The 13,852-nt window shown below is 52.1% G+C and carries 13 protein-coding genes, 1 pseudogene and 1 other annotated feature; of the genes and pseudogenes, 8 read left to right on the top strand and 6 right to left on the bottom strand.

Going from position 1 to position 13,852, the window contains the following annotated elements; all coding sequences use genetic code 11:
* Both PW844_RS15525 and PW844_RS15530 read right to left on the bottom strand, forming a co-directional pair.
* Positions 1-255: pseudogene (locus tag PW844_RS15525) on the bottom strand (anthranilate synthase component II); the annotation flags it as partial.
* Positions 255-1,817 (bottom strand): anthranilate synthase component 1, encoded by a 1,563-nt coding sequence (locus tag PW844_RS15530; protein WP_299453479.1) that lies wholly within the window; start codon positions 1,815-1,817, stop codon positions 255-257. The gene PW844_RS15530 and the pseudogene PW844_RS15525, both read right to left, overlap by 1 nt.
* A 23-nt stretch (positions 1,818-1,840) precedes the next feature.
* Positions 1,841-1,945, bottom strand: a sequence feature (Trp leader region).
* Positions 1,946-2,099: 154 nt separating this feature from the next.
* Between PW844_RS15530 and PW844_RS15535 the strand changes: the two genes are divergently transcribed.
* Both PW844_RS15535 and PW844_RS15540 read left to right on the top strand, forming a co-directional pair.
* Positions 2,100-2,984 (top strand): PHP domain-containing protein, encoded by an 885-nt coding sequence (locus tag PW844_RS15535; RefSeq protein ID WP_299453482.1) that lies wholly within the window; start codon positions 2,100-2,102, stop codon positions 2,982-2,984.
* 12 nt (positions 2,985-2,996) lie between these two features.
* A complete protein-coding gene (locus PW844_RS15540) occupies positions 2,997-3,617 on the top strand; it encodes an L-threonylcarbamoyladenylate synthase (RefSeq protein WP_299453484.1) in 621 nt (206 codons plus the stop codon).
* Here PW844_RS15540 and PW844_RS15545 read toward each other — a convergent pair whose 3' ends face one another.
* On the bottom strand, positions 3,618-4,274 hold the full coding sequence (locus PW844_RS15545) for a serine protease (protein ID WP_299453487.1): 657 nt from the start codon (positions 4,272-4,274) through the stop codon (positions 3,618-3,620).
* Between the two features lie 823 nt (positions 4,275-5,097).
* Here PW844_RS15545 and rluB point away from each other — a divergent pair.
* The gene (gene rluB / locus PW844_RS15550) at positions 5,098-5,970 is read left to right on the top strand and encodes a 23S rRNA pseudouridine(2605) synthase RluB (RefSeq protein WP_208715232.1); all 873 of its coding nucleotides are present in this window, start codon (positions 5,098-5,100) and stop codon (positions 5,968-5,970) included.
* Between the two features lie 37 nt (positions 5,971-6,007).
* Here the strand turns inward: rluB and cobO are convergent, their stop codons facing one another.
* Both cobO and PW844_RS15560 read right to left on the bottom strand, forming a co-directional pair.
* Positions 6,008-6,598, bottom strand: coding sequence for a cob(I)yrinic acid a,c-diamide adenosyltransferase (gene cobO / locus PW844_RS15555; protein WP_299453493.1), 591 nt, complete (start codon positions 6,596-6,598; stop codon positions 6,008-6,010).
* On the bottom strand, positions 6,595-7,359 hold the full coding sequence (locus PW844_RS15560) for a YciK family oxidoreductase (protein ID WP_299453496.1): 765 nt from the start codon (positions 7,357-7,359) through the stop codon (positions 6,595-6,597). The genes cobO and PW844_RS15560 overlap by 4 nt, the downstream gene beginning before the upstream one ends.
* A 177-nt stretch (positions 7,360-7,536) precedes the next feature.
* Between PW844_RS15560 and sohB the strand changes: the two genes are divergently transcribed.
* Positions 7,537-8,583, top strand: coding sequence for a protease SohB (gene sohB / locus PW844_RS15565; protein ID WP_299453499.1), 1,047 nt, complete (start codon positions 7,537-7,539; stop codon positions 8,581-8,583).
* A 26-nt stretch (positions 8,584-8,609) separates the two neighbouring features.
* On the opposite strand, the gene PW844_RS15570 is transcribed toward sohB, so the two are convergent.
* On the bottom strand, positions 8,610-8,858 hold the full coding sequence (locus PW844_RS15570) for a DUF2498 family protein (RefSeq protein ID WP_299453502.1): 249 nt from the start codon (positions 8,856-8,858) through the stop codon (positions 8,610-8,612).
* A 370-nt stretch (positions 8,859-9,228) separates the two neighbouring features.
* Here PW844_RS15570 and topA point away from each other — a divergent pair, with 370 nt between their 5' ends.
* The 4 genes from topA (at position 9,229) to PW844_RS15590 (ending at position 13,829) form a co-directional block, all read left to right on the top strand.
* Complete coding sequence (gene topA, locus PW844_RS15575; protein ID WP_084875105.1) at positions 9,229-11,829, top strand: type I DNA topoisomerase; 2,601 nt, start codon at positions 9,229-9,231, stop codon at positions 11,827-11,829.
* A 191-nt stretch (positions 11,830-12,020) separates the two neighbouring features.
* Positions 12,021-12,995: an HTH-type transcriptional regulator CysB gene (cysB, locus tag PW844_RS15580; protein ID WP_021183095.1), complete on the top strand. Its 975-nt coding sequence runs from the start codon at positions 12,021-12,023 to the stop codon at positions 12,993-12,995.
* 492 nt (positions 12,996-13,487) lie between these two features.
* Positions 13,488-13,646, top strand: coding sequence for a YmiA family putative membrane protein (locus PW844_RS15585; RefSeq protein WP_013509244.1), 159 nt, complete (start codon positions 13,488-13,490; stop codon positions 13,644-13,646).
* Positions 13,647-13,649: 3 nt separating this feature from the next.
* Positions 13,650-13,829 (top strand): hypothetical protein, encoded by a 180-nt coding sequence (locus PW844_RS15590; protein WP_299453507.1) that lies wholly within the window; start codon positions 13,650-13,652, stop codon positions 13,827-13,829.
* The last annotated feature ends 23 nt before the right edge of the window (positions 13,830-13,852 follow it).

The following is a 13,852-nucleotide window of genomic DNA, read 5'->3' on the forward strand; positions in this document are numbered from 1 at the left end:
GAGGCAAATGCCGATAATCGGCAGGCGGCCACGTAATGTCTGCAACAGTTCAGGCATACAACCAGCATCTTTCGGTGCGCCCGGGCCAGGAGATAACATCAGCACCGGGTTTTCCATCTGTTGCAAACGCTCAATCAGCAGTTCGGCGGGCAGATTGTTACGGTAGATCACCACGTTGTGGCCGAAGGTCCGCAGCTGATCAACGAGGTTGTAAGTAAAGGAGTCGATATTATCGAGCAGCAGGATGTCGGCCATCAGAAAATCTCCTTGCAATGATGGGCGGTGGCAATGGCGCGCAACACGGCGCGGGCTTTATTACGGCTTTCGTCGGCTTCCGCCTGGGGTTGCGAATCCAGCACCACACCGGCTCCGGCCTGCACGGTGGCAACACCATCCTCTACCCATGCCGAACGGATAACGATGCAGGTGTCGAGATCGCCATGCGCGGTGAAGTAACCCACTGCACCGCCGTAGCTGCCGCGGCGGGTGCCTTCGGCATTGGCAATCAGTTGCATGGCGCGCACTTTGGGTGCGCCGCTCAGGGTGCCCATATTCATCACGGCACGATAAGCGTGCAGCACGTCAAGATCATGACGCAGCGTACCGACTACGCGTGAGACCAGGTGCATCACAAAGGTGTAGCGGTCAACGCTGGTCAGGTCGGCCACATAACGGCTGCCAGGTACGCAGATGCGCGCCAGATCGTTACGCGCCAGATCCACCAGCATCAAATGCTCGGCCAGCTCTTTATGGTCGGTACGCATTTCCAGTTCGATACGGCTATCCAGATCGCGATCCAGCGAGCCATCAGCATGACGGCCGCGCGGGCGGGTACCGGCAATCGGATAGATTTCAATCTGGCGGCTGGTGGCGTCGTATTTCAGCGAACTTTCCGGCGAGGCACCAAACAGCGCGAAATCCTGGTCCTGCATAAAGAACATATACGGGCTGGGGTTGCTGTTCTTCAGTGTGTCATAAGCGGCCAGCGGTGACGGGCACGGCAGTGAGAAACGGCGTGATGGCACCACCTGGAAAATTTCGCCAATGCGAATGGCTTCCTGCATCTCTCTGACGACGTTGCAGTAAACCTCGTCGCTTTGGTTGGTGCTTAACACCATATGTTCCACTGTCTGCACCGGCAGAGCAGGGGCGGCCTGCGTCATCTGCCCGCGTAATTGTTCGATACGGCTCTGCAGACGCTGGAACTCACTGGTGGACGGACAGAACAGGCTGGCCTGCAGACGGGCGCTGCGTTCCTGATGGTCAATCACCAGCAGGGTCTCAGCCAGATAGAAGCAATAGTCGGGGCAGCGCTGGTCATTCTGCAATTCAGGCAGATCTTCAAATCCTGCCACCAGGTCGTAAGCAAACAAACCACCAAGGAACATGGCTTCACGTTCTTCCACCGGGCTTTGCACCAGCTGGGGGATCAGGCGCAGCGCATCAAACACCGACAACGCTTTCAGGCGGGAATCTTCATCCTGCAAGTCTCGCGGCTGTGGGAAGTGCAGCTCACGGCCATCCGGGCGCACCGCAATGCGCACCGTCTGTGGCAGCGCTTCATCCAGCAGCGCCAGCAGCGCCCGGCCATTTTCCGACAGTGCCTGAATAGTGACCACGTTGCCCAGTGCGCTAATACGCAGAGCGCTATCAACGATTAACAGGCTTTTCAGGTTACGTTTACTGTCGATATCAGCGGATTCGAGCAGCAAGGTTGCCGGACGTGCGCCGCATAATTGATGAAACACTGCGGCCGGATCTTCGCGATAGGGCGCGGTGCCGGTAATCAACTTCAATGTAGGTTTCGCATTTGGCATGATGATTTCTCTGAATTTAGCTCAAAAAAAAGCCCGCTCGGTGGCGGGCTCAGGTATCTGCACAGCGTTTACGCAAGTTGTGCACGACGACGTCGCCCGTGTTCGGGAACATCGCGCCACCAACCATTTGAATGCGTATGAACAACAGCCATGATTAAATACCCGTTACGTGTGAACTTGTGTACTAGTTAACTGGTTCGGCTGAAAAAAGTCAATACCCTTTTTCAGTTCAGGGCAAAATCGTTATCATGCCTGCCGGTTCATGCAGTTGCTGGAGTTATCTTGACGGACATCCCCCGTTTTCCCCTTTACGATTTACACAGCCATACCCTGGCTTCCGATGGCGTGCTCACCCCGACGGCGCTGGTGCAGCGCGCGGCTGAAATGCGTGTCGGTGTGCTCGCCATTACCGATCACGACACCGTTGCTGGCGTGGCGGAAGCACAATCGACGGTGCTGGAGCAGGCGCTACCGCTTAAGGTTGTGGCCGGACTGGAAGCTTCAACATTGTGGGAGAATCATGAAATCCACATCGTTGGGCTGCATGTGGATTGCCAGCATCCGCAGCTGACGCAATTTCTGGCGCAACAACATCAATGCAGGGTTGAACGGGCGCTGCTGATTGCCGAGCGTCTGGAGCGTGCACGCATTCCTGACGCACTGGCAGGAGCGCAACGACTGGCGCAGGGTGGGGTGATTACCCGTGGTCATTTTGCCCGCTATTTAGTGGAAATCGGTAAAGCGGACAACCTGGCCCAGGTGTTTAAGAATTATCTGGCACGCGGTAAAACCGGTTATGTGCCGCCACAATGGTGTACAATTAAACAAGCCATTGATGCAATTCATGATTCCGGTGGCTATGCCGTGCTGGCTCACCCGGGGCGTTATGGTCTATCCGGCAAATGGCTGAGACGACTGATCGCCCATTTCGCAGAGGTGGGCGGTGACGCGATGGAAGTGGCGCAATGCCAGCAGGCACCTAATGAACGCAGTCAGCTGGCAACCTATGCCCGCGATCATCAACTGGCGGCGTCGCAGGGATCTGATTTTCACCAACCCTGTCCGTGGATCGAGTTGGGGCGTAAGTTGTGGTTACCCGGCGGTGTCGAACCGATCTGGGAACGTTTTCCTGCACTTGCGCCTGATTTGGTTCCAGCAGACAGGTGATATGAGGTTTTTATGAGTCAACTGTTCCATATTCACCCGGATAATCCGCAGCCACGTCTGGTCAACCAGGCGGTTGACTATCTGAATAAAGGCGGGGTTATTGTTTATCCGACCGATTCCGGTTATGCGCTGGGTTGCCGTCTCGAAGAGAAAAATGCCATGGAGCGCATCTGCCGTATCCGACAGCTGGATGGGCACCACAATTTCACCCTGATGTGCCGTGATCTGTCAGAACTCTCGACGTATTCGCAGGTGGATAACTCGGCGTTTCGTATCATCAAAAATAATACGCCCGGTAATTACACCTTTATTTTGAAAGCCACCAAAGAAGTGCCACGTCGCTTGATGAACGATAAACGTAAGACCATTGGTTTGCGTGTGCCTTCAAACCCGGTGGCGCTGGCGCTGCTGGAGGCACTCAATGAGCCGATGATGTCGACCTCGCTGATGCTGCCGGGTAATGACTTTACCGAATCCGACCCGGAAGAGATCCAGCACAACATCGGTAAACTGGTCGATCTGATCATTGATGGCGGAACGCTGGGACAACAGCCGACCACGGTGGTCGATCTCACCAGCGATGCTCCAGTCATTGTGCGTGAAGGCGTCGGCGATATTCGCCCTTTCCTGTAATTATGCGTGGTCAGGCGTCGTCTCCGGCGTCTGGCCAATATTGGTTTCCAGCCAGGTTCTGAATTCGCCATACGGAATATAGAGCGACACATCTTTCAGGACCGTTTTACCACTGCGCACATTATCGATTTCATGGCTATATCCGACAATAACGCCAGCCATAGTCTGGTCTGCATTATATACCGCACCTCCTGACATTCCCTGAACCACGCCAGCATTTGTCGCCATCGCCACGCAGGGTTTTTTATTCCAGTGATTATTGATTGCGGTACGCGCTAAATTCACACCATTTGATTCAACGGGCATGGCAGAAATAAAGCTGTAACCGTACATCTTAATCGGCTCGCCAATGGCACTTTTGCGGAATTTAACCAACGTCTTAGGATCGTTCTTGTGATAAATAATGGCAACATCACAATAGGGATGATACGCCTTTACACGCTGCACGGCAGTGGTGGCCACGTGAGCTGCCGTCAGGCTGTATTCTGGCGTTAAGGGGATGGTTGTGCCGAGGACACCTAAACCCAGTACAGTCGGGATGCCGGTCACGCTCATATCAACGTGTTGCAGCGCCGCACGACTATACTCAGTATGGCCCACGGAACAACCGCTCAGTGCCAGCGACGCGAGCGCAGGCCAAAGCAGAGAAGTTCTCATGATAGTGATCTTTATTCAGGCATGCCGGTAAAATCCCTGGTGAAGATTTTTGGCATGCAAGTTTAATTCGTACCTGAATGAATTAACGCAACAACTCCCGCGCGCGCCGGTTTATATTATCAATGAAATTGCACGATGATCGTTAACAAAATGTTAGGAAATAGAATCTAAATTGTCATGGCAATGTTTTTATTATCACGATACATCGGATTTCAGGTTCAAATTTTACACAGTTTTTTATTCAGAACAATTCATCAATTTTAATTCATGGAAAATAATTCAGAAAATAGAGACTTAATCCAACGTGAAATATTAATAAGCTGATAATTTTTTATTTGGCGATCTAATAAGTCTTAATTAACTCGCTTGGTCAGTTTTTTATGCTGTTTTGTCTATATATTTCAGTCTATGTATTGGTTATTATCTATAAGTCTGGATGCCTCTGCTATCGGATCAGTCTTGAAAGCGGCTAATGTATCAGGTTGTTTAAGTGCTGCTCAGTTGTAGAAGAAATAACGCATTTTAAAATAACAAAAATTCAGGGGCTTGAGTTGCGGCAGGGAAGGTATGGTGGGTGCGATCTATCAGTAAGACGAATGTATGGGGTTTGCTGATAAAACAGACAGGCATGGCTGCGGCCATTATTATCGGCAGTAAAGGAAAAGGTGTTAACGCTGCTATGCTTAGTGTAAAATCGCGGGCCGCCTGCCGACCTGACAGCTGATGTCGCGCGGGTGATACAGATTCCGATACGGGAACTGGTAATCCCTGTATCTGTACCTTCTTACCACGACGCCTGGGAAGGCGACAACGAGGCAGCTCAATGAGCGAAAAACTACAGAAAGTATTAGCGCGTGCCGGTCATGGTTCGCGCCGCGAAATCGAAACAATGATTTCTGCCGGACGCGTCAGCGTTGATGGCAAACTGGCGACGCTGGGCGATCGCATCGAAAATGATAAATCCCTGAAAATCCGTATTGATGGCCATGTGGTTTCCATCGCTGAATCCACCACGGAAGTGTGTCGGGTGCTGGCGTATTACAAACCCGAAGGTGAACTCTGCACCCGTAACGATCCGGAAGGGCGTCCGACGGTGTTTGACCGCCTGCCTCGCCTGCGTGGATCGCGCTGGATTGCCGTTGGTCGCCTGGATGTGAATACCTGTGGCCTGTTGCTGTTTACCACCGATGGTGAACTGGCGAATCGCCTGATGCACCCGAGCCGTGAAGTTGAACGTGAATACGCGGTACGCGTGTTCGGTGAAGTTGGCGATGATAAAATTCGCCAGCTGAGCAAAGGCGTGCAGCTGGAAGACGGCCCTGCGGCATTCAAAACGCTGCGTTTCGCGGGTGGCGAAGGTATCAACCAATGGTACAACGTGACGCTGACCGAAGGCCGTAACCGTGAAGTCCGTCGTTTATGGGAAGCGGTTGGCGTGCAGGTGAGCCGTCTGATGCGTGTGCGTTATGGTGATATTCAACTGCCTAAAGGCCTGCCACGTGGTGGCTGGATGGAGCTGGAATTACCGGCGGTAAACTATCTGCGTACCCTGGTTGAGATGCCGGAAGAGACGGTGACCAAAGTGGCGGTGGAGAAAGATCGTCGCCGCACGAAAGCGAACCAGATTCGCCGTGCAGTGAAACGTCACAGCCAGGTCAGTAACTCGCCCCGTCGCAGCAGTAAGCGCGGTTCCTGAGTTATCATTGACGCCGCCTTTGCGGCGTCAATTGTTTTTACCAGTCAATACCTTGCTGAGCCTGAATGCCGGCATCAAACGCGTGTTTTACCGGGCGCATCTCCGTCACGGTATCGGCCATCTCCAGTAATGTACGGTGACAACCGCGGCCAGTAATGATTACCGTTTGCTCCAGCGGCCGCTCGATTAAAGCCGTCACCAATTCATCCAGATCCAGATAATCCATGCTGACCATGTAGGTGATCTCATCAAGAATCACCAGATCCAACTGCGGATCAGCCAGCATGCGTCGCGCGTGTTGCCACACCTGCTGGCAGGCGGTGGTGTCGGTTGCCCGGTTCTGCGTTTCCCAGGTAAAGCCCGTTGCCATCACCTGGAATTCCACCCCATGCTGCTCCAGCAGATTACGTTCGCCGTTGGGCCATTCACCTTTAATAAACTGAATCGCCGCCACTTTTTTGCCATGGCCACAGGCGCGCAATGCGGTGCCAAATGCCGCGGTGGTTTTGCCTTTACCATTGCCGGTAAACACAATCAGAATGCCACGGGTTTCACTGGCTGCCGCGATACGTGCATCTACCTGTTCTTTTAAACGCTGCTGGCGTTGCTGATGACGTTGTTCACTCATGCGCTGGCTGGTCCGGGTTTGCGTCCTGGCTGCGCGTCAAAACTGATGCCGGTTTTTCGTCTGCTATCATCACCCATTAAATAAAGGTAGAGCGGCATCAAATCAGTCGGAGTCTTCAGTAGGCTGGCATCTTCATCCGGGAAGGCGCTGGCGCGCATTTTGGTGCGAGTACCGCCTGGATTGATGCAATTCACCCGTAAATGGCGATTTTTATATTCATCAGCCAACACCTGCATCATGCCTTCGGTGGCAAATTTTGACACGGCATAAGCTCCCCAACCCGCACGGCCCACCCGGCCTACGCTTGAGGTGGTGAAGATCAGAGAGCCGGCATCGGATTCCAGCAGCAATGGCAGCAGGGCCTGGGTGAGAAAAAAGGTGGCATCGAGGTTAATTTGCATTACCTGACGCCAGATATGCGGCTCCAGTTCGGCAAGCGGCACAATTTCACCGAGAATGCCGGCGTTATGTAGCACGCCATCCAGACGCGGTACTTGCTGGGCCAGCTGTTGTGCCAGTTGCTGGCAACTTTCTGGCGTGGCATGGGAGAAATCCAGTAGCAACGATGACGCGGGTTTTTTGTTGAGTCGATTGATTGCGAGTTCCGTTTGTTGCAGCGTATCGGGATTACGGCCTAACAGGATCACCTGCGCACCATAGCGCGCATAGGTTAATGCAGCTTCGCGGCCAATACCGTCAGAGGCGCCGGTGACCAGGATAATACGATTTTCAAGCAGATCGCTTTTCGGTTGATAATGCACAGCGATGTCCTTTGCACAGGTCAGAGGGTTTTTTTGGTTTTATGCCTCAAATTGGCGTTCGGTGCAATCGCTCTACCGTGCATTCTGTGCCGCCTGCGGGCAATTCAGGCGACGAACGCGGGTAAAGCGGGTAAACTCAGCCTTTGTCTGTAATTCACTGTTTAATAAGGCGGCAGAATGGATTTACTCTCCAGCTATGGATTATTTCTGGCCAAGGCCGTCACCGTGGTGGTGACGATCGCAGCTATTGTTCTGATTGTGCTCAATGCGGCGCTGCGTAAACGTCACAGCGGCGGTCAGCTGCGCTTAACCCATCTGGATGAAGACTACCGCCAGATGAAAGAAGATTTGCAGCTGGCGAAAATGAAGCCTCAGATGCAAAAAGTCTGGCTGAAACAGCATAAAAAAGAAGAGAAGCAGAAAGCAAAAACCGCCAAACGTAATGCCAAAGCCGGCGTAGCGGAAGCGGAAAAGCCGACGCTGTATGTGCTGGAATTTAAAGGCAGTATGGATGCCGGGGAAGTCAGCTCGCTGCGTGAAGAAATTTCTGCGGTGCTGGCGGTGGCCACACCGGGCGATGAAGTGCTGCTGAAGCTGGAAAGCCCCGGCGGGGTGGTGCACGGTTATGGCCTGGCGGCGTCGCAGCTGCAACGGCTCCGCGATGCGGGTCTGACGCTGACGGCGGCGGTGGATAAGGTGGCCGCCAGTGGCGGTTATATGATGGCGTGTGTAGCCGATCGCATTGTCGCGGCACCGTTCTCGATCGTTGGTTCGATCGGGGTCGTGGCACAAATCCCCAACTTTAACCGTCTGCTGAAACGTAACGATATCGATGTCGAGCTGCATACCGCGGGTCAGTACAAACGTACCCTGACGCTGTTTGGCGAAAATACCGACGAAGGCCGGGAAAAGTTTCGCGAAGATCTGAACGAAACGCATCAGCTGTTTAAAGATTTTGTCCATCAGATGCGCCCGACGCTTGACCTGGAGAAGGTGGCGACCGGCGAGCATTGGTATGGTCGCCAGGCGCTTGACCTGGGGCTGGTTGACGAAATTGGCACCAGCGATGCGCTGATTATCCATCAGATGGACCGCTTTACTGTGCTCGGCGTGCACTATGCCCGCAAACGCAAAATGATCGATCGCGTGACCCATAGCGCCAGCCTGGCAGCGGAGCGGGTAATTCTGAAAATGTGGCAGCGTGGTAATAAGCCGCTACTGTAAAACCACCCGGCTCCGGCCGGGTTTTTTTATTCCAGGTGATAGTGGGAAGAAAAGGTCAGCGCCAGGTATTTGAACACGTTAAATACGGCAGTGGTTTTGACAGTGGGTAAACCTTGTTCATCAAGAAAGAAGGGGCCGCGAAACACTAACACGTCCCCTTGCTGGATGACCTCATTGGCTTCCATACCGGCGAAATAATCATCGTGTTCTTTGATGAGCTGATTGGCTTTTTCCAGTAACACCTGGCGTGAAATGGATTCCGTAAATGCTGACATTATTCACTCCTTTTTTGACAGTCACTTTTCTCCTTCTATATTACTTGCCAGTGAGCGGGAGGTGCAAATCAGTGGCAACAGACAAAACTGGCGCAAAATTAAACAGAGTGCTAATTAAGTTGCGTAACGGATTTTATCAGGTAGAGTGTGGGCGATTCAGATTTCAGGGAGATCACACCGGGATGTGTGATACTGTCAGATGGAAAACTCGCTCCTAATCATAAAGTTGCATAAGTCGATGCAATCTGACCTGAGATTGTCCCGGTTGCCTTGAAAAGTGAAAAAGTGGCAGCAATATTGAACCCATTGGGTTTCAGGGTCTCCAATCCTCTCCCGTTTATCAGGACGTTTCAATTAGGTAAAGGTACATATGGGTAAAGCACTCGTCATCGTTGAATCCCCGGCAAAGGCCAAAACAATCAATAAATACCTCGGTAATGACTACGTGGTGAAATCCAGCGTCGGTCATATCCGTGATTTGCCGACCAGTGGTTCAACGACCCGTAAAAGTGCCGACGGGGAAAAAGCGAAACCCGCCGGTAAGAAGGTAAAGAAAGATGAAAAAGCCGCGCTGGTGAACCGCATGGGCGTGGATCCCTGGCATGGCTGGCAGGCGGATTATCAAATTCTGCCGGGCAAAGAAAAGGTGGTTTCAGAACTGAAAAGCCTTGCAGCCGATGCTGATCACATCTATCTCGCAACCGACCTTGACCGCGAAGGTGAGGCCATTGCCTGGCATCTGCGCGAGGTTATTGGTGGCGACGACAAGCGTTTTAGCCGCGTGGTGTTTAACGAAATCACCAAAAATGCGATTCGCCAGGCGTTTGATAAGCCGGGCGAGCTGAATATCGAACGTGTTAATGCTCAGCAGGCGCGCCGTTTTATGGACCGCGTGGTGGGTTATATGGTTTCTCCGCTGCTGTGGAAGAAAATCGCCCGTGGCCTGTCTGCCGGTCGTGTGCAGTCAGTGGCGGTGCGTCTGGTGGTGGAGCGCGAGCGCGAAATCAAAGCCTTCGTCCCGGAAGAATACTGGGAAATCGATGCTGACTTCGTTACGCCCAAAGGCGATGCGCTGGCGATGCAGGTGACGCATCAGGGTGATAAAGCCTTCCGTCCGGTTAACCGTGAACAGACCCATGCGGCGGTTGCGCTGCTGCAGAAAGCCCGTTATGACGTGCTTGATCGTGAAGATAAACCGACCAGCAGCAAGCCTTCTGCGCCTTTCATTACTTCTACCCTGCAGCAGGCGGCCAGTACGCGCCTTGGCTTCGGCGTGAAGAAAACCATGATGATGGCACAGCGTCTGTACGAAGCGGGCCACATCACGTATATGCGTACTGACTCCACCAACCTGAGTCAGGATGCCATTGCTATGGCACGCGGTTATATCGACCAGAATTTTGGTAAGAAATATCTGCCAGAGGCACCTAACACATACGCCAGCAAAGACAATTCGCAGGAAGCGCACGAAGCGATTCGTCCTTCTGACGTGGAGATCGTGGCGGATAAGCTGAAGGATATGGAAGCGGACGCGCAGAAGCTTTATCAGCTGATTTGGCGTCAGTTCGTTGCCTGCCAGATGGTGCCAGCGCAGTATGACTCCACCACGCTGACCGTGGGCGCAGCTGACTTCAAACTGAAAGCCAAAGGACGCACTCTGCGTTTTGATGGCTGGACTCGCGTGATGCCTGCGCTGCGCAAGAATGATGAAGATCTGACGTTGCCGCCGGTGAATGTTGGCGATGTGCTGGATCTGAAAGAATTGCTGCCAAGCCAGCACTTTACCAAGCCGCCAGCCCGTTTCAGTGAAGCCTCGCTGGTGCGTGAGCTGGAAAAGCGCGGTATTGGTCGTCCTTCTACCTATGCTTCCATCATCTCGACGATTCAGGACCGTGGTTATGTACGGGTCGAGAACCGTCGTTTCTATGCGGAAAAAATGGGTGAGATTGTCACCGATCGTCTGGAAGAGAACTTCCGTGAGCTGATGAACTACGACTTCACCGCGCACATGGAAGACAGCCTCGATCAGGTGGCAAACAACCAGGCCGAGTGGAAAGGTGTGCTGGACTCTTTCTTTAGCGATTTCAGCCAGCAGTTGGATCAGGCCGAAAAAGAGCCGGAAGAAGGCGGCATGCAGCCGAACCAGATGGTGCTGACCTCCATCGATTGCCCCACCTGTGGACGTAAGATGGGCATTCGCACCGCCAGCACCGGCGTGTTCCTCGGTTGTTCCGGTTATGCGCTGCCGCCGAAAGAGCGTTGTAAGCAGACCATCAACCTGATCCCGGAAAACGAAGTGCTGAACGTGCTGGAAGGCGACGATGCGGAAACCAACGCATTACGCGCCCGCCGCCGTTGCCAGAAGTGCGGCACTGCGATGGACAGCTACCTGATTGATAATCAGCGCAAGTTGCATGTCTGTGGTAACAACCCGGAATGTGATGGCTACGAAATCGAGCAGGGCGAGTTCCGTATCAAAGGTTATGACGGCCCGATCGTTGAATGCGAAAAATGTGGTTCTGAAATGCACCTGAAAATGGGACGTTTCGGTAAGTACATGGCCTGTACCAACGACGAGTGTAAAAACACCCGCAAAATCCTGCGTAACGGTGAAGTCGCGCCGCCGAAGGAAGATCCGGTACCGTTGCCGGAACTGCCGTGCGAGAAATCGGATGCGTATTTCGTCCTGCGTGATGGCGCAGCCGGTGTATTCCTGGCCGCCAATACCTTCCCGAAATCGCGCGAGACCCGTGCGCCGCTGGTGGAAGAGTTACAGCGTTTCGCTGACCGCCTGCCGGAAAAACTGAAATATCTGGCAGAAGCACCGGCCGCCGATCCTGAAGGCAACAAAACCATGGTGCGCTTTAGTCGCAAGACTAAGCAGCAATATGTTGCCTCAGAAAAAGAGGGCAAAGCGACCGGTTGGTCTGCCTTCTATATCGACGGCAAATGGCAGGAAGCGAAAAAGTAATCTCCCCAAGGCCAGCATTTGCTGGCCTTTTTCCCATCCTTATAGCTAATCGTTCTACATTCTTTCTTTAACTGATATAGTGGTTATAGATTTTACGTTTCGCTGACGCGCATTCCCTGAAATACCTCAACCAGGGCGGAAACACGCTCATGGGGGATTGCTACTCTGTCGCCTACCGGGAAGATATAACTATGAAATTGCAGCAGTTGCGTTACATCGTTGAAGTGGTCAATCACAACCTCAATGTCTCTTCCACCGCAGAAGGCTTATACACTTCGCAGCCAGGCATCAGTAAACAGGTCAGAATGCTGGAAGATGAACTGGGCGTGCAGATTTTTGCCCGCAGCGGTAAGCATCTCACGCAGGTTACCCCAGCGGGTGAGGAAATCATTCGCATTGCCCGTGAAGTGCTATCCAAAGTCGATGCGATCAAATCGGTTGCCGGTGAGCATACCTGGCCAGATAAAGGTTCACTGTATGTCGCGACGACCCATACTCAGGCCCGTTATGCGCTGCCGGGAGTCATTAAAGGCTTTATCGAACGCTATCCACGTGTGTCCCTGCATATGCATCAGGGCTCACCTACCCAGATTGCTGAAGCGGTTTCTAAAGGCAATGCTGACTTTGCTATTGCCACCGAAGCGCTGCATCTCTACGACGACCTGATTATGCTGCCGTGCTATCACTGGAACCGCGCAATAGTGGTGACGCCGGACCATCCGCTGGCGGGGAAAGCGCAGGTGACGATTGAGGAGCTGGCCGAGTTCCCTTTGGTGACTTACACCTTCGGCTTTACCGGACGCTCTGAGCTGGATACCGCGTTTAATCGTGCGGGACTGACGCCACGTATTGTCTTTACCGCCACCGATGCGGATGTCATCAAGACCTATGTCCGTTTAGGATTAGGGGTGGGAGTGATTGCCAGCATGGCGGTGGACCCGGTTTCCGACCCGGATTTAGTCCGCATTGAAGCATCAGAGATATTTACCAATAGCACCACGAAGATTGGTTTCAGACGCAGTACCTTCCTGCGTAGTTATATGTATGATTTTATTCAGCGTTTTGCTCCGCATCTGACCCGCGATGTAGTGGATACCGCAGTCGCCTTGCGCTCCAATGAAGATATTGAAGCCATGTTCCGTGATATCAAGTTACCTTTTAAGTGATCCGCTAAGTCATTATTTTTTCGGGGTGCCTGACTGGTACCCTCAGTTTTTTCCTTACTTAGCGCCAGCCGTAGCTCAAAAATTTTCATTATTTTTTTGTAAATGAAACATCGGTCACATGTTTTTTCATTGTTAGTTCTTAAATGCGAATTAGTACACATTTTTTACTTTACCGCTTTGCGAGATCCCAGGAATATTCCCATACTCCAGTTAAGAGTTGATGGGGAAGGGCTTTTTAGCTGGTCCGGTAAATTAAGGTTGAATTAAGATTGGATCTAATTTTGATTTAACCCAAATTTACAATGTAACTATTTAATTAATAGTTTGCTTAGTTATTAAATTTATCTCATCAGTTTCTGACATTTTGATAAATAGCATTAATCGTTGTGCTCAATAAAAATAACTGGATTTTTGGTCTTAACGTGTTTAGGATTCGTCCTAAATCTTAATCGATGTCATCAATCGTTTTATTGAGAGTGATTATCAAAAACTATGGCTACGAGATTAACAGTACAACCGGATTTCCGGGCTAAAAGCACTAAGGTTGAGCGTTCAGGTAACATCCGTCGCAAAGCCTGGTTGACTGTCTTCGCTGCATCAGCCTTGTTCTGGGTAGTGGTGGCACTAATGATTTGGCGTATGTGGGGTTAAGCCATGTGGGCAAATACACTCAGCAGTAAATCTTCAGTTTCTGCACGTCAGCCCAACACACCTGTGTGTAAAGCAAAAGATGCTGCCAGCACGGAACAGGAAGTGGCGATCCCTTCATCGTGGGAACTGAGTGAAAAGCAGCGTCACTTTATTGAATCATTCATGGATCCGAAGTCCAAATAACGCAGGTCTGCGTTCTGCTCTTT

Source organism: Pantoea sp. (assembly GCF_028283705.1).
Taxonomy (GTDB): domain Bacteria; phylum Pseudomonadota; class Gammaproteobacteria; order Enterobacterales; family Enterobacteriaceae; genus Pantoea.

Bases quoted from the DNA above. Each gene is read 5' to 3' on its own strand.
- PW844_RS15590 (WP_299453507.1), top strand. From the start codon at position 13,650: ATGTGGGCAAATACACTCAGCAGTAAATCTTCAGTTTCTGCACGTCAG.
- rluB (WP_208715232.1), top strand. From the start codon at position 5,098: ATGAGCGAAAAACTACAGAAAGTATTAGCGCGTGCCGGTCATGGTTCG.
- topA (WP_084875105.1), top strand. From the start codon at position 9,229: ATGGGTAAAGCACTCGTCATCGTTGAATCCCCGGCAAAGGCCAAAACA.
- PW844_RS15545 (WP_299453487.1), bottom strand. From the start codon at position 4,274: ATGAGAACTTCTCTGCTTTGGCCTGCGCTCGCGTCGCTGGCACTGAGC.
- cysB (WP_021183095.1), top strand. From the start codon at position 12,021: ATGAAATTGCAGCAGTTGCGTTACATCGTTGAAGTGGTCAATCACAAC.
- sohB (WP_299453499.1), top strand. From the start codon at position 7,537: ATGGATTTACTCTCCAGCTATGGATTATTTCTGGCCAAGGCCGTCACC.
- PW844_RS15585 (WP_013509244.1), top strand. From the start codon at position 13,488: ATGGCTACGAGATTAACAGTACAACCGGATTTCCGGGCTAAAAGCACT.
- cobO (WP_299453493.1), bottom strand. From the start codon at position 6,598: ATGAGTGAACAACGTCATCAGCAACGCCAGCAGCGTTTAAAAGAACAG.
- PW844_RS15570 (WP_299453502.1), bottom strand. From the start codon at position 8,858: ATGTCAGCATTTACGGAATCCATTTCACGCCAGGTGTTACTGGAAAAA.
- PW844_RS15530 (WP_299453479.1), bottom strand. From the start codon at position 1,817: ATGCCAAATGCGAAACCTACATTGAAGTTGATTACCGGCACCGCGCCC.
- PW844_RS15540 (WP_299453484.1), top strand. From the start codon at position 2,997: ATGAGTCAACTGTTCCATATTCACCCGGATAATCCGCAGCCACGTCTG.